The organism is Wolbachia endosymbiont of Cantharis cryptica, assembly GCF_964277405.1.
Classification (GTDB): Bacteria; Pseudomonadota; Alphaproteobacteria; order Rickettsiales; family Anaplasmataceae; genus Wolbachia.
This window is the reverse complement of the sequence record NZ_OZ195521.1, coordinates 568,689-588,058: the sequence shown is the minus strand read 5'-3', so window position 1 is coordinate 588,058 and position 19,370 is coordinate 568,689. Positions and strand designations below refer to the sequence as shown.

Below are 19,370 nucleotides of genomic sequence, written 5' to 3'. Positions count from 1 at the left end.
ATATTCTCTTGCTTTCAACCAAGCAATACTTATTCATACCATCTGGGTAAGGTAGTATTTTGAATGCATGCTCATGGTGACCTTCCTCCCCGCCTAAACGCTCCTTGAGGATATGTATCATCTAATGAAGAGCTTACTATATTGCCACACTGTAAACCTTTTACTTCTTCTGAAACTTTTTTAGGTAGGCTCATTGTTTCAGAAGGTTGACCAGGCCTTTCAAAATATCCCTGTTTAATAGCATCGTAAACCGAATACCTACCAAATGAGCAATTCTCCCCTATTTCTTCTTCACAATCTTTTAATTCCTTCAACATTTCTTGATTTCTTACTTCTACCTTTATTAGGTCTTTATTTTGCTTATCAGGATATAATCTAACTTCTAATTCTCCCAAACTGGTGTGAAAAGTTACTACTATATCACTACCATCAGCAAGGTCAGTGTAATTCCTTATACCATTTGCCGTTATAATTTCTACTTCACTTTTGCCGATTTTTATTATATTTCTTCCATATGCTATGCTTCCCTGAGGTAGCCCTAAACTCCTTGCCCCATCTGTAATCTCTGCAACATTTACCCTGCTATCCCCTGAACATTCTAAATAGAAAGCAGAAAAGTTATCTATTATTGCACTTTTTACCATACCATCAGTTGCGCTTTTAACAATTTCCATAAGCTTCAGAGTACGATTGACACGTTCTTCATAGGCTTTTTTCATCTTGACTTTGTGGTCTGGAAATGCTAATTCTAGTTTATCAATTACATCCATACTACGTTTGTAATATAATAATGCTCCTTTTGATACCAATTTACATACTATATCACTAGCAACTTTAGGATTCTTTTCTAATATACCGATGCTTTGCATTACATAATCTGCAAAACTATACTCCCACACCAATTTATCTTGAAAAAATTGTTTAGGAAAATTAAACCTTATTCCAGATTTTATAGCTTTGTCTACAACTTCTTTTAGTTGGTTCATATTTTGCGCTTTAGATACTTCACTAAAAAATTCATTCAGTATTATCTGCTGCTTTGGTATTAAATTACCCCATAAATCCCTAGGTTTCTCTTCCCTATCTAACCTTTTGAAGTCAGTTGCTCCTGCTTCCAAAAGTAAGTCTTTTACTTGTGGATTGAGCAAAACAATGCAATGATTAAGCACTTTTGAATCTTCGCCCTTATTCCGAATATTTAAAACCACTTTTAAATCTTCTTTCTTGTGTTTCCTCAAAAACTCTTTTAGATTTTCAGTTAAGCTTCCAGGTCTCTTAATTATGTTATAATATAACTCTTCACTCAGCCTCTTTTGACTATCAGTTAAAAAGCACTCTTCAATGTGGTAGTTGTGATTATCAATTGCAACTTGTAGAGGGGTTTTCCCTTGTCTATCACATATATTGGAATTGGCTCCGTTCTTTAGTAGTAAATTTACACTCTCATCACAACCAATCTCGGCAGCGTAATGCAAGAGTGTTTTCTCCTCGCTATCCTTTATATTAATATCAACTCCTTTCCTTAGGAAAGAAGCTATATTATTAGGCTGAGCAGCACAACAATGAAAAGGAGTTTTCCCTTGTCTATCACGTATACTGGGATCAGCTCCTGCTCTTAGTAGAGCAGTTATACTATAAGTCCCAGTAGCACAATGTAAGGGGGTCTTCCCTCTATCATTCTTTTTATTAGGATCAGCTCCTGCTCTTAAGATTAAATCCACAGAATAATCATATGCTCTACTTCTCCAAGCCATACTCGATAGTGCATGCAATACTGTCAATTTAGATTCCCCTCTTTCAAGGTTAAGAACAGTTTCTAAATCTTGATTGTTTTTATTTTTTCTTAAAAACTTTACAAGTCTCGTAATATAATCATTTCCTGCTTTATTGTCTCTGTAATTGATATCCTTAGTATATGGGTCTGCGTTAAGAATATTTAATAATTCTTTATTTAATTTCTTTTGACTTTTTGTTAAATGAGATATGTCAACAAACCATGTACACATTAAATGATTAAATTGAGCAGAACCATCAAATGAATTTTCAACAATATCTGTTAAATGGAGATCACGAAATGAGGAAGAGCCATAATTAGGAAATGGAAATAAAGATTCTTTAATCAACTTATACTCATAATCCACTTGCTCTAGCTTCTCTGGTGTAACTACTATCACTTCTTTTGAACAATTAGTTTTTTTTATTTCTGGATTTGTTCTTCCATTAAGAGCTTGCTCCTTATTTACCATATCTACCCCAATCTATAAAGATATTATGTATAGTGTGTAGTATAAGTAAAGCTAATGCAAGCATAGTTTTTTCACTAATACTAATTCTTGTTATTAATTGAACAACGTTGCAAATTCGCTTAAGACTGCAGCTACAGATGGTTATATTGTTTAAATCCTTAGTAGAATGTGATACTAAATTAATAGTAATTCACTTGAGAATAGCAAAGAAAAATCAGGGTAGATTTATAGCAAAAGCGGGGTTGAAAATCTTTTTCATCAATAGACTTCTTGCATAACCTAAAAAAAGGCAAAAGAAGCCCTAGTCACTGTCTATTTTCTGTATTGGCGTTTTTTTAGTCTTAAACGCTGCAATTTAGCGACTTTTAAACTGCAACAGACCCTTAGCTTAAATGCTAAGAAATTTACTAAGCAGAAAAAAGGCAAAAGAAATTCCGTGTTAGATAGTACTTACTCTCTAATCCTGCAAATTGGCGTACTATACTGTCTTAAACGCTTTATAAGCGCGTTTCAGCTTGTGTAGGTAAAAACCTAGAAGTTTTATTAAAGACATACGGTGCACATAGTGCAAAAAATTAAAAATAAGACGCCAACTACGTTATACTCCTTCGTTTAATCTGCACAGATGAAGATAACTGAATACCTTCAGTACCATAGTAAGGGGACTGGCGGAGTTTGTCAAGCGGTTTTTCCAACGCGCTGCCAAAAGTTTGTTATGCAAGAAGTCTAATGAATTAAGTAACCTTCACAAGCGCTGACTTTAGCTTGAAAAACACCAAATCACGCTTTCCTCCTCCAAGTGACTTTACCTTAATATGTATGATGTTCCATAGGGGTAAAATTACATATATCGATCGTTGTAAAATCACACAATTGCTCCGTAGAGCTATGTCCTGTAATAATTACTATACCATTTTGCTCAGAGCGTATCGAGATTAGGTTCAGCACTAATTCACACGTTGCACTATCAAGATTACAAAATGGCTCATCTATCAGCCAAATATTTGCATTAGAAATCAAGAGGCGAGCAAGTGCAACTCTTCTTTTCCAACCCGCAGAAAGTTCACCATATCTAATATTAAGTACAGGCTGTAACTGCAAACAACAAATAGCTGCCATAATCAATTCTCTAGTATTTCGTATTCCTGCCCAGAATTCTATGTTTTGAGCAACAGTTAAGCTATCCTTGCAGGCGTTTTTGTGCCCTACATAAACCATAGAAGGTATATAGGATTTTGGGTCATCATATATGTCTTTTCCGCAGTACCTTATATTGCCTGATACTGGTGGCAAGAGTCCGGATAAACTTCTAATTAAGCTGGTTTTACCACTACCATTTGGACCAGTGATTAAGATCTTCGATTTTGGCTCAGCTTTAAAACTAAGATTGTTAAATAATACTTTGTTATTACGAGTGCAGGATAAATTTTCACATTCGAACATGAATTATCTGCCCTTCCCTTTATGTTTACCCTGAGTTGAAGCCTGAGCTTTTACAAACAGCTCCCAGAATCCTTTCTTACCACCTTCTCTATGTATCAATTGTGCAAAACGCTGCATTAAACCATTACCCATCATAACCATCTTTGTCCATTTACCTACTGGTTTTGCAATGTCAACTATTTCTGGATCTTCTTTGTAAACTTGCACATCTTTTTGATTCTCGCGTAGTGTTTCTTGACGTTTTATCAGCTCTTTTTGCTTGTTTTTTTGATACAATTCATTGTATTTCCTATCTTCTTCCCACTCTTCTTTAAGGACTTTTTTAGGAAATATGATTTTCCTAATTCGATCCTTATATATTTTTCTAAAAAAGAGAAATACTGCGGCTACAGCAAGTAATGTTATGCTATATATTATGATCTGTGCAAGCGGCATTTTCTGTATCTAATTCATTAAAAATACCCTTATTATTATACCATGATTATAGAAGTTTTGCAATTTTTTGTCTGAATAAAGACAGTAGACCTCTTGCATAACAAACTTTTGGCAGCGCGTTGGAAGAAATTTCTTGACAAACCCCGCCAGTCCTCTTATTATGGAACTGAAGCTATTTATTTATCTTCAGTCTGTGCAGATAAAACGACAAAAAAACTTAGTATATCTGGCGTGTCATGTTTAATTTTTTGCACTATGTGCATCTTATGTCTTTATAAAACTTCTAGGTTTTTACCTAATATAAGCTAAAATGCGCTTAAAAGCGTTACAAGACATTAAAAAACGCCAACTTATAAAATAGGTAGTGAATAACTAGCTACTTAGGGTTTTATTTGCCTTTTTTTCTGCTTAGTAAATTTCTTAAACGTTTATCGCTAAGGTTAGTTGCAATTAAAAGGCAGCTAAGTCGCACTTATTAAGCGTTTTAGAATAAAAAAAACGCCGATATTTCGACACAAAAGTAAATACCACAGGGTTTCTTTTGCCTTTTTTCCCATTTGGTAAATTTCTTAACCGTTCACTGTTAGACTGCATTCTGTGATTTTTAGCAAAACACGATCTTTCATTTGAGCTTTCTTCAAATAAAAGTAAATACAGAAACTAGCTATCTTCAAAAATAAGGTTGAATAATTGTTAATAATAGTGTATAATTATTAATATTTTTTAAGCGCTCTTGCTATGGCCATTTCAAAATTTCTTGATCCAAAGCTAGATTTGACCTTCAAAAAAATATTTGGCACTGAAAAAAATAAGAATATTCTTATCCATTTCTTAAATGATATCTTAGGGTTTACTGAGATAAACATTATACAAGAAGTGGAATTTCTCAGCACTATTATGGACCCTGAAATTGCCTCTGATAAACAAAGCATCGTTGATGTTCTCTGCAGGGATTCTAGTGGGGCCAGATATGTGATTGAGATGCAGCTCGCTCGCGACAAGGGCTTTGAAAAACGCGCTCAACTGTATGCTGCTAAGGCTTACTCAAGACAAGCTGATAAATCTGGTAAGTACATTGATTTAAAGAAGATTTTCTTTATTGCGATTTCAAATTGCAATCTATTTCCTGAAGAACTTGATTATATATCTAGCCATACCATAAGAGACGAAAAAACCAACGGCCATTACTTAAAAGATTTTCAATTTATCTTTATAGAGCTACCAAAGTTTCCTAAGAGTAGAGAAGAACAACTGGAAAGCATAGTAGACCGTTGGCTATTTTTTTTCAAATATGCAGATGAAACAACGGACGAAGATCTCAGGAAAATTGCGGAAAAATCACCAATAATAAAGCAAGCATATGACGAATTAGACAGGTTTAACTGGAATGAAAAAGATCTAGTAGCTTATGAAGAAAGAATAATGGATCTACGCAAAGAAGAAGCCATCCTTGAATACAGACTTGATCTTGCTACTGAAGAAGGTAAAAAAATTGGTAAAAAGGAAGGGAAAATTGAAGTTGCAAAAGCAATGCTGGCTAATAATGTTGATGTCAACACTATTGTCAAGTTTACTGGCCTTTCTATTAGTGAGATTGAAGAATTAAGTGTGAACGGTTACTAAATTTCTTAAACATTTATAGCTAACATGAAGCCAAGTTTATTAAACATAACAAATGGTAGCGCGTGACACTTTATGACGGTGCTATCCCAGTGTCATCTACTCATGTGACATCAGTGCATGTTGAAAAATCATTTTATGATCTAAATCAGTTTTTTTACAGGTAACTTCTAAGCTTATCAACTTTTCTAAGATCTTCTTAAGTTCTGAAAGTTGAAAAATTTTTAGGTGGGATTTAAAGCTTTGCAATTGTTTAAAGAATAATGGAGGATTTAGCTGATCAATTGCAGCCTGTTCGTTCATTCCACCTTGTATTGATAGCAAAACGTTTTCAAGGCGTAGGAAATAATTTGATATAATACGAATTAGCGCTATCGGTGAAAAATTCTCTTGTAATATCAATGTATCGGAAATTTTGATAAAGCGCGCCATATCTTTATTTGCTATAGCAGAGCACAGATTATCAAGTGTGACATAATCGTTACCGAAAGTTGAAAAGCATAATTCTATATCAGCAGGCTCAAGACCTTTTCTCTCTCCTAGGTACAAAACTAATTTCTCAAGTTCTGAATATATGGGCAGCTTGCTATGATTAAAGTAAGATTGCAAATGGTAGATTATCTCATTTGTATATTTTATATCATTCTGTTTCAAGTAACTTGATATAATGTCATAAAGATTGCTGTTGCTGTCCTTATAGCAAGCAACTACACCAAAAATTTTCGAGCTTTCCATATAACTTTTAGTTGCAGAATTATATGGAAGATCATTTGCTATCATCATTACATAATGACCACCTGTATTATAATCCAATACGTTTTTTAACTCTTTGGATATACCCCCACTTACATTTATTAGCTTAATTAATTTTTTGTTGGTAAACATCGAAATGTTTGCCAACTCAGAAAGTAATAAACCAGGCGACTTATTTACTATTGTAAAATCCATCACCTGAACTGAATACTCACCCAAACTGGCAATTATTTCTTGTACATAGAAATCAACTCTACTGTTATCACTTCCATGAATTAACACACCACTTAAAGCATCAGGTCTCTCTAGGAATTTTTTAACTTTGGATGGTGTGATCCTCATAATCTCTATATGATATGGTCGCCCGTTGGTGGGATAATATCTGGATTAACTAAAAAGTCTGCGCTTTCTTCTAATAAATTAACATGCACATCATTTGCTGTACTCTGCAGATCATCCGCCGTACTTTTCACATTATCCGACTCTTTTGTTTTTCCTGTAAAATAATTATAAACTTTTTTTATAGGTCGAGATATATAGTTGGAAAAAAATCCTTCTTCGGTCATATTACTTACTCCATAAAATTAAAAGTCTATTATTAGCATACCAACGACAATATAGCAAAGACTATTTCACTTTTATTCTAAAATATTTGTACCTTATAATTAATATATTACCAAATCATTGCCAACCTACTTAATACTAACCTTATGAAATAAGCAACAATCAAATATGTAGCTGCTATAAGTATAATTGCAGGTCCAGTTAATAAATCGAAACTTGCAGATAATATAAGGCCTGATATTCCAGAGATCACAGAAAAAACTGTTGCAACAATAATCATCTGCATTGGAGTTTTTGAAATGAGCCTTGCAGATGCAGCCGGTATTAACAGAAACGCAGCAATAAGTAATATTCCTATTAATTGAGCAGACACTGCTATAAATATAGCGAGAGTAATTAAGAATTCTAGCCTAACCAAATTTACGTTAACTTTTTCAACTATTGCCAAATCTTGGTTAATTGAAATCATTAGCCAGTGCCGCCATCTAAATATTAATATCAGAGCAACTACTATTGAGGTTAAAAAAATTAATACTATATCACTCTGTTCCAGTGTTAATATGTCCCCAAATAGCGAGCTAATAATGCTGCTATTGCTCGATGGAAGAAAGGACATCAGTATTAAACTTGATGATAACACTACATTGGTAACTATGTTCAATATCGTATCAACAGAATATAACCTATTAAAATTAAGGGAAAGTAGTATAGCAAATGCAATTGCTATAAGCATTATACTTATTGACGGGCTAATCTTAAATATTAAAGCCAGTGCAATACCAAGTAACGAAGAATGAGACAAGCTATCACCCAGATACGATAATCTTTGCCATATCATAAATGATCCTAAAGCACCCGTTACTAAGCTAATTATAACTATCGCAATTAGGCTGTTGATAAAAAAGTCCTGTGTAAATATTTCAAACATGCTATATAGTCTTTAGATAAGTGACAACAAACCTGTCCTCGGATATCAGAACATTATGGGTTCTGCATGCTGCACCGGTTGTCATAAATTCACAATTTAAACCTTTTTGTTCCATAAGATAGGACCTCACTGAAGAACTTGGTATATTGCGTGTTTTACCAGTCCCTATCAACAAAATTTCTATTTCCTCCGTTAAAAAAGATTCAAAATGCTCTTTGCTATTTATATTACTTTCTTTTAATTCAATCACTTTTTCAGGGAAAATTATAATTGAGCCATAGTATTCTTGATTGTTTACCAAAAATTTTCCTTCCTTGTAATCATTTATAAGGTTTCTATTCTTAGAAACTAAAGGAATTATATCCATAAATCAAACTATTAATTGAGTATCACATACCCACCATTCTGGCTGTTTTTCTCTGATATTAACTGCAGCAACTTTTGCATTTTCCTCACTATCGAATATTCCAAAGCATGCTACACCACTGCCTGACATGCGAGAAAGTATAGAGCCTTTTTGTGACTCCAGTGCTAATATCACATCCTTAATTTCAGGGACAAGACTTATTGCTATTTCTTGAAGATCATTTCTCGTCTCTTTAAGAAGCTTTAACAAATCCTTTTCAGTGTCATTACTCCATTCAATTGGCTTGGAAAAATTCCCTTCATATTTGGAAAATACCTCTGGTGTACTCAAAAACTTTTTTTTCGGCTTCACAAGTACTACATTTGTGGGTAAAGAGAACTCTTTAATAGGACACAATTCTTCACCAATACCTCTAACTAAAACTGGCTTACTATCTATACTTGCAGGAACATCAGCACCAACACTTAAAGCTATTTCATTTAAGATTGATCTATCAATTTTCCATAACTTTCCTAGCGTACGTATCACAGCTCCAGCATCTGAGGAGCCGCTGCCCAAACCTGCAGCACTTGGTATGTTTTTTACAACCTTTACAATAACTTTGGTACGTACAGGAGCATATCTAAGTAATAGGTTAACCGCTCTCATTACAGTGTTGTACTTGTTACTTATTTTGAGCTCGGAATTTATAAACTCAACTATAGAGTTGTCATATCTAAAATCCTTTTCATCTACTTTTATTTCCAAGAAATTAGAAAGATTAGCAAAGACAAATAAGCCTTCAATTAAGTGATACCCTGTTTCTTTTTTTTCTATAACATATAAAAAAAGATTAATCTTTGCAGGGGCCTTTACACAAAAACTTTTCATTATATATCTTCACTAATACTACTTTTACATTATATTTATAATGCTATTTTAGTCAACTTTTATACGGTTTTCACACTTCTGATGAGATCAAATGCTATAAATCCTGATTTGTCTGTATGGGTAAATGCATCCGCTGGTACAGGGAAAACAAAAATTTTAATAGACAGAGTATTAAGACTTTTATTAGAAAACAAAAAAAATATTCTCTGCTTAACATTTACCAATGCTGCAGCAAATGAGATGGAGAATCGCATTCACAGCATACTCAGTAAGTGGTCAATATGCTCAGAGAGTGTATTAATAGCAGATTTAGAACAATTAGACTTCTTTTCGACGTCATCCCAGTGCTCGACACTGGGATCTAGAGAAAATGAAGGTTACTTAACTCAAGCAAGAAGGCTTTTCTCTGAATTGGAAAATCTTGGTTTAACTATACAGACTATACATGCTTTTTGTTACAAATTAATTTCTAGCTTTCCCCTAGAAGCTGGCATTGCTCCAAATTGTACGCTAAGTGAATGTAAAGAATTACATTCCATCATATTTGATAAAGTGCTTCATAATGAGGCTGTGCAAGATAGTATGAATTTCATTGCAACTGAAATTGATGAAAACAAACTACGCAATTTGCTTTATACCTTATGTGTAAAAAGATCGGTGTTAGCAAACGATTTAGAATATATTAAAGATAAACTCAATGCTCCAGATGAAACTCATGATTTACAGAGTGAGACGACTGAGCACATAAAAAGATTAGCTGAGATATTAAGCGAGGGCAGTAAAAGAGATCAGAATTACAGTGTAATGCTCTATGATTGGTGTAACAATATAGATTCCAGTGTTAGCTACTTGCATGACACCAGAATAGAAAACCTAGCCAAGGTCTTTTTAAAATCAGAATCGCACGAAAAAAAGAGCATATCATCCATCATAACAAAGAGTACTCTAGAAAAATTCAGAGATGCAGAACAGATAATAGAAAACATTCAGAATGTAGTATTTACCCATATAAGAGACATGAACTCTTATCAAATATTCAAGAGAACCAGTAGTTTACTTAGGATATTTAAAGTATATGTTGATCTATACAGTAGCGAAAAATCAAAGAATGCACTACTTGACTACAATGATATAATTGATTTAGCAACAAATCTTCTCAGCAATCCAGATTATAAAGATTGGGTACTGTTTAACTTGGATCAAAAAATAGATCATATACTTGTTGATGAGACGCAAGACAATAGCATCAGTCAGTGGAAAATTATAACAAATCTCTGCGATGAATTTTTTGTCGGTAACGATGAAAAGCGAACCTTGTTTGTTGTTGGTGACGTAAAACAGTCCATTTACAGATTTCAAGGAGCAAATCCCCACCTATTCAACTACATGCAACAATACTTTCACACAAAAACTGGTGGCAGAGATTGGATATCATACCAACTTGAAAAATCATTTCGCTCCACTCCAGAAATCTTAACACTCGTAGATAGATTATTTAACAACTTCCGTGAAGAGATATCTTTTGTTGATAATGAAATAAAACATGTTCCACATAGAGAAAACGATCAAGGATACATTGAAATTTGGCCGTTATTACCAAGGTGCAAAGAGAAAGAGCAGCAAGCCTTACAAATTCATTTAACACATAGGAAAGATTATATAATAACAGATCGATTGCTTGCTCAGGCAATAGCTCACAAAATTCACAACTGGTTAAATGAAGGGCGGATTTTAGTCGCTAAAGATCGCCATATAGAACCAAGAGACATTATGATCCTGGTACGACAGCGAAATGTGTTAGTTGATTACGTAATAAGCGAGCTTAAAAAAGCAAATGTACCAGTTGTAGGACGGGACTATTTTAGGATTATGGATTATATAGCTGTGCAGGACTTAATAGCTTTGGCCGAATTTTTGCTCCTTCCGGCAAATGATTTGGCTCTTGCAAACGCTTTAAAATCACCACTATTTAATTTCACTGAGGATGATTTATTTAATATTGCATACGATCGCAAAGAGCATTCACTATGGGAAAGAATTCAGGATTATTCTGTGGTTATCTATAGTGAATTAAACTATCTCATTAACTTATCTCGCATAGAATCCCCTCTTACATTATTCACACATATACTGCGCACAGGTAAGAAGAAATTTGCTGCAAGGTTAGGTCTTGAGTGCTTTGAGATCCTAGACGAATTTATTAACCTTGTGTTGCAATTTGAGAACCCATCTCTTCAAGCATTTGTTCAGTGGATCAAAGAGAATAATCCGGAGATTAAAAATGATATGCAATCAGAACGCAATGCTGTGCGAATAATGACAATTCATAAATCAAAAGGTCTGCAAGCTCCCATAGTATTTTTGGTTGATACAAACACAGTGCCAAGAAACAGCGAAAGCATTGTTTTTGATGCAATGGAAGCACCATTTTGGTGTGGAAAGAACAACAACGCTTATTGTGACCAAGTAAAAAGAGAGAGAAAACTAGAGGATTATAATGAATATTTGCGTTTATTATATGTGGCACTCACGCGTGCTGAAGATGAGTTATACATTTTAGGTAAAGAGCCAGTGCAAAAGGGCTCTTGGTATGATCTAATCACTCAATATGGAGAGCCATATGAAAAGAAACAAGCATACTTACAGCCAATATTTAAAGAAAAAGTTGAGGTGCTATGTGTGAATGCAAGCTACCCTTATATTTATAAAAAACGTGATTATTTCGATGTTCCGGTCATTTCCCTTCCACCAAACCTATCAATGTCATTCCAGCGCCCTCTCCTGTCATCCCAGTGCGTGACACTGGGATCCAGTGAAAAAGAACCAGTGTCTGGCTACTTGGATGACAAAAAAAGTAGCGCTGAAATGAAAGATGGTTACGCAAGAGGCCTAATAATCCACAGCATATTGCAGTATATGCCTAAGATAGAGAAAGACAGGAGAAAAAATTGGGTAAGAAAATACCTTGATAATGTAAACACCAGAGAAGATAAGGATGAAATTTACAGTAAAATATTAGCCTTTAATGAAAAATATGATTACTTATTTGACTTAGAGGGCAAATCAGAAATTACACTGAGTGGAATAATCGATGGCGAGTCAGTATTAGTACGACTGGATAGGCTATGCATAACGCAAGATAAAGCAATCATAATTGACTATAAATCACACCGTAACATCTCTACGTCCTCATTAAATGAAATAAAAAAGCAAATGTTAACCTATCAAACCTTAGTACAAGAGATATATCCAAACAAGCAGGTAGAGTGCGTAGTTATTTGGGTGGAAAATTTAACCCTGCAATCTAATTTTGATGAAACTTGATTGCGGGAGTGCAATAAAAGAATCTATAGCTAAAGTAATTCTGGTTTAGCAACAATTTAAAAAACGACAAATTCGTCATCCCAGTGCCCCTTCCTTTTGTCATCCAAATAGCCAGACACTGGTTCACTCTATAATGGCAGTGCCCCTATGATGAGATCCCAGTGCGTGACACTGGGATCTCATTTCACTCTATAGTAGTATCATTCCAGTGCCCCTGTGATGTCATTCCAGTGTCGGCTACTCGGATGACAAAGGAGGACGTTATTCCAGTGTCAAGCACTGACCACTTTTGCTTCAATATTTGCAATGCCCCTAAACAGATACGTTAAAAATGTGATATAAAAAAAGAGCAGTAATATCAACAATTTAGCATTATAGAGACAAAGATCGAAATTTATTGATTTACGTCTCCAATTTCATCATGTATAATGGAGACAAAGATTGATATTTCGTATTTTATGTCTCCATCATTTATTGGTAGGCAAACCGAGTTGAAGCAACTACTGGAGCTTACAGAAAAAAATACTGCGTCTTTTGTAGTAGTTAAAGGAAGACGTCGTATAGGAAAAAGTCGTTTAATTCAAGAGTTTGGTAAACATTTCGAACAACATTACTCATTTGCAGGTTTGCCACCAGAAAAGCATACTACAACATCCCACCAACTTAATGAATTTTCTAGACAAGTTGCTAGACAATTTAATACATCTTTTGCTAGATATGACGACTGGAGTGACTTACTATGGGCAGTTGGTGAACGTTTACTATCTGGCAAAATATTATTGCTCTTTGATGAAATTTCTTGGATGGGCTCAAAAGATCCAACTTTTTTAGGCAAAATAAAGAATTTTTGGGATACACAGCTAAAAAATAATAACAAGCTAATTTTTGTCGTTTGTGGATCAGCTTCATCCTGGATCGAAAAAAACATACTTAGTAGTACTGGTTTTGTAGGAAGAATATCGTTGACTTTAACACTCGGGGAGTTATCACTTTCTGATTGCAATGAATTTTGGCCCAAAAATATTTCAGCATACGAAAAGTTTAAGGTGCTTGCAGTAACCGGTGGAATTCCAAAATATTTAGAAGAGGTAAATTTTAGACACAGTGCTGAAAGAAATATTAAAAAGCTTTGTTTTACAAAAGGTGGGTTTTTAGTTGAGGAGTTTGACCAAATATTTTCAGATCTATTCATGCGAAAAACAGCTTTTTATAAGCAAATAGTGAGAGCTCTTTCTACTGGAGCTAAAGAACAGGAAGAAATTTGTACTGCTTTAAATATTGCAAGACACGGACGCATTTCTGAGTATCTATATGAGCTTGAGCTTGCCGGTTTTATTGCAAAGGATCACACTTGGAATATACAAACGGGTACTGATTCACGATTGAGGAGGTACAGACTTCAAGATAATTATTTAAGGTTTTATCTAAAATATATTGAAAAAAATCTAGGAAAAATTAATCGTGACACCTACTCTATGAGATTACTCGCACCTCCAGGAGAGTGGCATACAATTATTGGACTTCAGTTTGAAAATTTGGTGCTTAACAATAGAAAGAGCATACATAATATCTTGAGAATTGATGGAATAGTAAGCGAAAATCCATTTTTTCAGAGGAAGACAGGTGCTAGTTGTCAAATTGATTACATGATTCAAACAAGGTTTAACACTCTCTACATTTGCGAAATCAAATTTTCAAAAAATAAAATCGGTCATCCAATAATACAAGAAGTACAAAAGAAAATAGATACACTAAAGCGTCCAAAAGGCTTTTCATGTCGTCCAGTCCTTATTCATGTTAATGGTGTGAGTGATGATGTTATGGACAGTGATTACTTTTCAAACATAATTGATTTTGGAGAGCTATTGAATTGTAAGTAATTCTTGCTCTACTTTTTCAACTTTGTGTTGTTTAACATTGGAACAAGATTCCAGATGACATCTTTCGTGAACTCTTACTATAACAATGTTCGTACAGTTGTGTGTCACGCGTTATTACTTGTTGTGTTTTGATCGCAATTAGCTATAAATGTTTAAGAAATTTACCAGGCAGAAAAAAGGCAAAAGAAACCCCGATTAATATCTATTTTCAGTATTGGCGTCTATAACAATGTTACAAAAAATAATATCATAGAATTCAATAGGATAATCCCTAGGCTCTGTGGACAAAAAATATAAAGAGGGAGAAAAAAAGTGGTAGTTTAACCAAATGAACACAAAAATGGAGAAACTACCGAATGGAATATTATATAAAAGAAAGAAATTGGAAACAAATTTTAGAGTTCATAAAAGGCGTAAAAGGAATGCATAGCAAAGACGAAAAACGTCTAAGAATATTCATAGAAGCAGTGTGGTATATGGCACGAAGTGGTTGCCAGTGGCGGCTTTTGTCTAAAATCTATGGCAATTATAGAAGTGTACATAAATGATTTAAGAGATGGTACGAAAAGGGTATTTGGAAGAATTTATTGGAGTACACAAAACAAGAGCCAGATCTAGAAGCTGTCATAATTGACGGTACGATCGTTAGAGCCCACCAATGTTCAGCTGGCTATACAAAATACTCCAAGGATCAAAGGGCGAAGTAAAGGTGGCTTCACGACCAAGATACATGCACTTGTTGATGCACTTGGCAATCCGCTGAAATTTACTTTAACTGCTGGTCAAAAAAATGAGATTACACAAGCAGCAACATTAACTGAAAACGTCTATAATACCACTGTAGTTGCTGATAAGGGCTATGATAGCAATGCTTTTGTTGCAAGTCTCGAAAGTAAGGGATGTACAGTAGTTATTCCACCCAAACGGAATCGAAAAGTGCAGAGATATTATGATAAGCATATCTACAAAGAACGTCATTTGATTGAGTGTTTTTTCGGTAAAATTAAAAATTTTAGGCGTATTTTTTCTCGATTTGACAAAACATCTTAGGTTTTTATGGGTTTTCTAAATTTAATTGCGGCTTCTGTTGCTTCAAGCCCGCTTGAGCAGAAAAAAACTTTGTCTGCAAAAGTAAGTGCTGTTAAACGTTCAGCAAGCTTTTCTTGCTCAGGAATAGTGAAAATATTAGAGCAGTGCCATAATGAACCCAATTGTTCTTTTAGCTTATCTGTAATGTATGGATGACAATGCCCCAAAGAGGTTGTAGAAATACCAGCAGCAAAATCTAAGTATTTTTTACCATCTTTATCAAAAAGATATACCTCTTTTCCTTTGACTATAGGAATTTTAAATCTATTATACGCATTAACGATATGATCCATTTTAAGTATTGTGATATTATTTATAATATTAATCAAAAATTGATATTTGTAAATTAACTATAGCTAAAATATAGGCTGCAAAGGAGGCAAAAGTGCTTTTTGAACTAGAAAAGGAGGGTGTTCCTGCAGGTGGTGCCTGTAGTGGTGCAAGTAATGTAGTAACTGCTAGGGTAAAGATAGGTAGCAAAACAACACTTAGTTTACCTACTACATCTTATGTTATCACTGACGATCCTGGAGATCAGCGTCTTGTTATAATTAACTATAGTAACAGAAAAGGGGTATGGTCAGAGGTACTAGATTATTTATCTCAAAGGCCACAACTAAAGCTAGAAAGAGTGGGAAATGATTACAAATTAGCTTTAGTTACTGATTCAGATGGACCTTACTATTATTACTATGATAGAAGTGATAGAAGTCGTGATGGTACAATTTTCAATAATATAGCGACTATTGGTCGTATACCTAGCAAGAAGATAAATGACCAATATGTTCTTACATATAATCATAAAAGGTGTAAGATTGGCTATCGATTACTAGAAAATAGTAAGGTTTTAATAGATCCAAAAGATATAATTAGTAGTAAAAATATAAGTCTGATTTTAGAAAATCTTGAAACTTCCCCTAATAATAGACTTACAATACGAACTGGAAAGAAATTTTTTCAAGGATCGCAATTTGTATACAGCTCTTATCAGAGCGTTGAAGTATATGATTCCACTGGTAATAAGGTTGGCATGTTGAATAACGTTGTTCCGATGTTTAGAGGTGACTTTCAGTTATTTCCTTTTCATGAAATAGAGAGCTTGAAAAATAGCTATTTCACAGTAAAAAAGTTAGATAAAGAGTTAGATAATAAGTTAGATGATCAGTACGTTGGCTGCATATCAAATGAGAATAGCGAATGCAAGAAGTGACCTTACCCAGAAAAAGTAGAGAGGAAGTTAAGCCATTTTTGAAGTAAAATAAAACATGATTATGAGGGCTTATTATGGTAAAGAACAGAAAAAATTACACAGTGGAATTTAAATTAGAGGCAATAAAGTTGGTAAAGGAAACGGGGCAGTCAGCAAGCAAAATAGCTAAAGATTTAGGAATAGATAACAGTACACTAAGTGACTGGATAAAAAAATATAACGAAAAAGGATCAATAGAAGAAGCATTTCCTGGTAAGGGAAAGTTGGCACCATGTGATAAAGAAAAGTTTGAATTAAAGAAAGAACTAACAAGAGTTACTAGAGAAAGAGACATTTAAAAAAAAGCCCTGGGATATTTTGCAAGTCACAAAGAGTAAAATATTTATTTATCAAAAAGCATGGAAACTACTATAAAGTACAGGAGTTATGCAGGATTTTGAAAGTATCTGCTAGCGGCTACTACAAATGGACTAGTAAGAAGAAAAGCAGCAAAGAATTAACAAGGGAGCAGCTTCTAGCAGACATTCAAAAAATATACCAAGCATCTAATTGTAGATATGGGGCACCTAAGATTCATGCTGAACTAAAGGCTTTAGGTAAAAATTGCAACATCAAAACAGTGCAGGATATCATGCAAAAAAATGGTATTCAAGCTAGACTGAGGCGAAGATTCAAAAGCAAAAAACAGCAGACTGACAATAGGGTTATAACTCCCAATATATTGGACCAAAACTTTACTACTAGTCAGCCAAATAAAGTATGGGTAACTGATATTACATACATAAAAACTAAGGATGGATGGCTATATTTGGCAGCAATAATTGATCTATATTCACGTATGGTAGTTGGCTGGTCAATGAGTAGTACAATAACTAAGCGATTAGTTATAGATGCTTTATTGATGGCTGTTGATAAGCGCAAACCAGCCAAAGATCTGCTATTTCATAGTGATCAAGGTTCACAATATACCTCTAAAAATTATCAGTTTTTGCTGAACACAAAAAACATCATTTCCAGCATGAGTCACACAGGCTGTTGTTATGACAACTCTGTTGTTGAAAGCTTTTTCAGCTCACTCAAACGGGAGCTTCTTATTGATACTTCGCAACACTCTGCTCAGCAAACTAGAACTGCTATATTTGAGTACATAGAAATTTTTTATAACAAACAGCGTAGACATTCTACTATTAATTATTGCATTCCTGAGAAATTTGATTCATCATTTTCATAATAAAAATGGCTTAACTTCCTCTCTACTTTTTCTGGGTAAGGTCAGTCTCCTGGCTGCTTGCTCAAGTATTCTAACCTCTCTTAACTCGTTCAATAAATTCTGTAACTCCTCTTTTGTTAGTCGAGAAGGTTCTTTTTCTGGTGGCCTTATTAGTTTCTTAATTTTATCTAATGCAATAGCTGCTCCAATTGCAGCTACAATTGGCAGTACTGGTGCTGCAAACCCTATTGCTATTAAAGAGTTCATCGTAGTTGATAAAGACGATAAAGAATCTACTTTGACTATTGGAACAACACTACCAAGGCCAACTCCAACTGCAACACTTCCAATAAATAAGCCAGTTAGACACGCAATTTCTTTTAATATTAAACCACTTATACGATAATCATTGCAATCCGCAAATTCGGACAAGGGCGTTTTTATGAAAGTTGCAATTAATGGCACTACAGAAATAGTGCCAACAATTCCACCTATCATCAGAGGTGAAAGACTAGTTAAGGTACTTAGTGCAAGACCTATTAAAATGCTTACTATAGACCCTATTATTAATGCTATCCCCAGCATCGCTAAATAAATTATTGCTATCACTTTGCTCCTTTTTGTACTTGCAGTCTTTCCAGACTTTAAAACTTTATTATGGTATTTTAAAGTAAATTATATCAATCTACAAACTGTTTCTTCAAGAAAATACAAACATTGCCATGGTTGTGGTAAATTAATAACTATGGTTATACAGTTTGCTTACGTACATTATGATCGCAGCTAACCTCACTTAACTTGCTGTTTAATGAATGTTCTGATGGCTCTTCTATTTGTTGAGAAGATTTAGGATCTTCCTCTGGTGGTTTTGCTGGTTTGTTAGATATGTACTTCTTAGCTCCTTCGGCGATCTTAATTGCAATACCTACTCCAGTTGCAGCTATAATTGGAAATAACAGTGCTATAACTCCTATAGCTAACAAAGAATTTACCGTGGTTGATAAAGACAATAAAGAATCTAATTTGGTTATTGGAGTAATGCCATATGCGACGAGACCAATTCCGGTTACAACACTTCCAATAAATAAGCTACCTAGGTACACAATTGCTTTTAATGACTCGCTTATATTACGATTATGTGAATCTGCAGATGGGGGAGTTGTGATGAGAGCTGCAATTAACGGCACTACAGAAATGCCGCCAACAATTCCACCTATTATCAGAGGTGAAAGACTGGTCAAAGTACTGAGTGCAAGACCTATTAAAATGCTTACTATAGCCCCTATTATTGATGCTGTTCCCACCATTATTAAATAAGTTAAACCAAACACTTTGCTCCTTTTTATACTTACAGCTTTTTTTAGGTTTATCTTGTATCCTAAATTTATATAAGTAGTTTATATACTATAAATAGTATGTCAATCAGTTTAT

Annotated in this window: 16 protein-coding genes and 2 pseudogenes; 7 read left to right on the top strand and 11 right to left on the bottom strand. The window is 34.2% G+C overall.

All coding sequences use genetic code 11. The features are described 5' to 3' along the window. Positions 1-71 precede the first annotated feature (71 nt). From ACICP6_RS02810 to ACICP6_RS02800, 3 genes are all read right to left on the bottom strand, one after another. On the bottom strand, positions 72-2,246 hold the full coding sequence (locus ACICP6_RS02810; RefSeq protein WP_395463527.1) for an ankyrin repeat domain-containing protein: 2,175 nt from the start codon (positions 2,244-2,246) through the stop codon (positions 72-74). A gap of 810 nt (positions 2,247-3,056) precedes the next feature. Further along, positions 3,057-3,689: a heme ABC exporter ATP-binding protein CcmA gene (gene ccmA, locus ACICP6_RS02805; protein ID WP_395463526.1), complete on the bottom strand. Its 633-nt coding sequence runs from the start codon at positions 3,687-3,689 to the stop codon at positions 3,057-3,059. Between the two features lie 3 nt (positions 3,690-3,692). Then, complete coding sequence (locus ACICP6_RS02800) at positions 3,693-4,124, bottom strand: hypothetical protein (RefSeq protein ID WP_395463525.1); 432 nt, start codon at positions 4,122-4,124, stop codon at positions 3,693-3,695. A gap of 738 nt (positions 4,125-4,862) precedes the next feature. On the opposite strand from ACICP6_RS02800, the gene ACICP6_RS02795 reads away from it, so the two are divergent. Further along, positions 4,863-5,747: an Rpn family recombination-promoting nuclease/putative transposase gene (locus ACICP6_RS02795; protein WP_395463524.1), complete on the top strand. Its 885-nt coding sequence runs from the start codon at positions 4,863-4,865 to the stop codon at positions 5,745-5,747. A gap of 96 nt (positions 5,748-5,843) precedes the next feature. On the opposite strand, the gene holA is transcribed toward ACICP6_RS02795, so the two are convergent. The 5 genes from holA to ACICP6_RS02770 form a co-directional block, all read right to left on the bottom strand. Further along, positions 5,844-6,839, bottom strand: a complete 996-nt coding sequence (holA, locus tag ACICP6_RS02790) for a DNA polymerase III subunit delta (protein WP_395463523.1) — start codon at positions 6,837-6,839, stop codon at positions 5,844-5,846. Between the two features lie 5 nt (positions 6,840-6,844). Beyond that, the gene (locus ACICP6_RS02785; RefSeq protein ID WP_395463522.1) at positions 6,845-7,063 is read right to left on the bottom strand and encodes a hypothetical protein; all 219 of its coding nucleotides are present in this window, start codon (positions 7,061-7,063) and stop codon (positions 6,845-6,847) included. Positions 7,064-7,170: 107 nt separating this feature from the next. Next, positions 7,171-7,989 (bottom strand): metal ABC transporter permease, encoded by an 819-nt coding sequence (locus tag ACICP6_RS02780; RefSeq protein ID WP_395463521.1) that lies wholly within the window; start codon positions 7,987-7,989, stop codon positions 7,171-7,173. Between the two features lies 1 nt (position 7,990). Then, positions 7,991-8,356, bottom strand: a complete 366-nt coding sequence (locus ACICP6_RS02775) for an Mth938-like domain-containing protein (RefSeq protein ID WP_395463520.1) — start codon at positions 8,354-8,356, stop codon at positions 7,991-7,993. Positions 8,357-8,359: 3 nt separating this feature from the next. Then, positions 8,360-9,226 carry a 4-(cytidine 5'-diphospho)-2-C-methyl-D-erythritol kinase gene (locus ACICP6_RS02770; protein ID WP_395463519.1) on the bottom strand — a complete coding sequence of 289 codons (867 nt, stop codon included), beginning with the start codon at positions 9,224-9,226 and terminating at the stop codon, positions 8,360-8,362. A gap of 81 nt (positions 9,227-9,307) precedes the next feature. Here ACICP6_RS02770 and ACICP6_RS02765 point away from each other — a divergent pair, with 81 nt between their 5' ends. The 3 genes and pseudogenes from ACICP6_RS02765 to ACICP6_RS02755 all read left to right on the top strand — a co-directional run bounded on the left by ACICP6_RS02765 (position 9,308) and on the right by ACICP6_RS02755 (position 15,480). Continuing rightward, positions 9,308-12,550, top strand: a complete 3,243-nt coding sequence (locus ACICP6_RS02765; RefSeq protein WP_395463518.1) for a UvrD-helicase domain-containing protein — start codon at positions 9,308-9,310, stop codon at positions 12,548-12,550. 428 nt (positions 12,551-12,978) lie between these two features. Beyond that, complete coding sequence (locus tag ACICP6_RS02760) at positions 12,979-14,430, top strand: ATP-binding protein (RefSeq protein ID WP_395463517.1); 1,452 nt, start codon at positions 12,979-12,981, stop codon at positions 14,428-14,430. A gap of 356 nt (positions 14,431-14,786) precedes the next feature. Then, positions 14,787-15,480: pseudogene (locus ACICP6_RS02755) on the top strand (IS5 family transposase). Between the two features lie 17 nt (positions 15,481-15,497). Here ACICP6_RS02755 and ACICP6_RS02750 read toward each other — a convergent pair. Beyond that, a pseudogene (locus ACICP6_RS02750) lies at positions 15,498-15,812 on the bottom strand (aminotransferase class III-fold pyridoxal phosphate-dependent enzyme); the annotation flags it as partial. A 92-nt stretch (positions 15,813-15,904) separates the two neighbouring features. Here ACICP6_RS02750 and ACICP6_RS02745 point away from each other — a divergent pair. The 3 genes from ACICP6_RS02745 (at position 15,905) to ACICP6_RS02735 (ending at position 17,960) form a co-directional block, all read left to right on the top strand. After that, positions 15,905-16,729: a hypothetical protein gene (locus tag ACICP6_RS02745; protein WP_395463516.1), complete on the top strand. Its 825-nt coding sequence runs from the start codon at positions 15,905-15,907 to the stop codon at positions 16,727-16,729. A 74-nt stretch (positions 16,730-16,803) separates the two neighbouring features. After that, positions 16,804-17,067, top strand: coding sequence for a transposase (locus tag ACICP6_RS02740; RefSeq protein WP_395462617.1), 264 nt, complete (start codon positions 16,804-16,806; stop codon positions 17,065-17,067). A gap of 14 nt (positions 17,068-17,081) precedes the next feature. Next, positions 17,082-17,960 (top strand): IS3 family transposase, encoded by an 879-nt coding sequence (locus ACICP6_RS02735; RefSeq protein ID WP_395463625.1) that lies wholly within the window; start codon positions 17,082-17,084, stop codon positions 17,958-17,960. Here the strand turns inward: ACICP6_RS02735 and ACICP6_RS02730 are convergent. After that, complete coding sequence (locus ACICP6_RS02730) at positions 17,955-18,548, bottom strand: hypothetical protein (RefSeq protein WP_395463515.1); 594 nt, start codon at positions 18,546-18,548, stop codon at positions 17,955-17,957. The two genes, ACICP6_RS02735 and ACICP6_RS02730, sit on opposite strands and share 6 nt — an antisense overlap. Positions 18,549-18,688: 140 nt before the next feature. Further along, on the bottom strand, positions 18,689-19,270 hold the full coding sequence (locus ACICP6_RS02725; RefSeq protein WP_395463514.1) for a hypothetical protein: 582 nt from the start codon (positions 19,268-19,270) through the stop codon (positions 18,689-18,691). Between the last annotated feature and the right edge of the window lie 100 nt (positions 19,271-19,370).

What these genes read in the sequence shown, in the direction of transcription:
- ACICP6_RS02800 (WP_395463525.1), bottom strand. Translation starts at nt 4,124, where the DNA reads ATGCCGCTTGCACAGATCATAATATATAGCATAACATTACTTGCTGTA.
- ACICP6_RS02780 (WP_395463521.1), bottom strand. Translation starts at nt 7,989, where the DNA reads ATGTTTGAAATATTTACACAGGACTTTTTTATCAACAGCCTAATTGCG.
- ACICP6_RS02810 (WP_395463527.1), bottom strand. Translation starts at nt 2,246, where the DNA reads ATGGTAAATAAGGAGCAAGCTCTTAATGGAAGAACAAATCCAGAAATA.
- ACICP6_RS02740 (WP_395462617.1), top strand. Translation starts at nt 16,804, where the DNA reads ATGGTAAAGAACAGAAAAAATTACACAGTGGAATTTAAATTAGAGGCA.
- ACICP6_RS02765 (WP_395463518.1), top strand. Translation starts at nt 9,308, where the DNA reads ATGAGATCAAATGCTATAAATCCTGATTTGTCTGTATGGGTAAATGCA.
- ACICP6_RS02775 (WP_395463520.1), bottom strand. Translation starts at nt 8,356, where the DNA reads ATGGATATAATTCCTTTAGTTTCTAAGAATAGAAACCTTATAAATGAT.
- ACICP6_RS02785 (WP_395463522.1), bottom strand. Translation starts at nt 7,063, where the DNA reads ATGACCGAAGAAGGATTTTTTTCCAACTATATATCTCGACCTATAAAA.
- ACICP6_RS02795 (WP_395463524.1), top strand. Translation starts at nt 4,863, where the DNA reads ATGGCCATTTCAAAATTTCTTGATCCAAAGCTAGATTTGACCTTCAAA.
- ccmA (WP_395463526.1), bottom strand. Translation starts at nt 3,689, where the DNA reads ATGTTCGAATGTGAAAATTTATCCTGCACTCGTAATAACAAAGTATTA.
- ACICP6_RS02760 (WP_395463517.1), top strand. Translation starts at nt 12,979, where the DNA reads ATGGAGACAAAGATTGATATTTCGTATTTTATGTCTCCATCATTTATT.
- ACICP6_RS02770 (WP_395463519.1), bottom strand. Translation starts at nt 9,226, where the DNA reads ATGAAAAGTTTTTGTGTAAAGGCCCCTGCAAAGATTAATCTTTTTTTA.
- holA (WP_395463523.1), bottom strand. Translation starts at nt 6,839, where the DNA reads ATGAGGATCACACCATCCAAAGTTAAAAAATTCCTAGAGAGACCTGAT.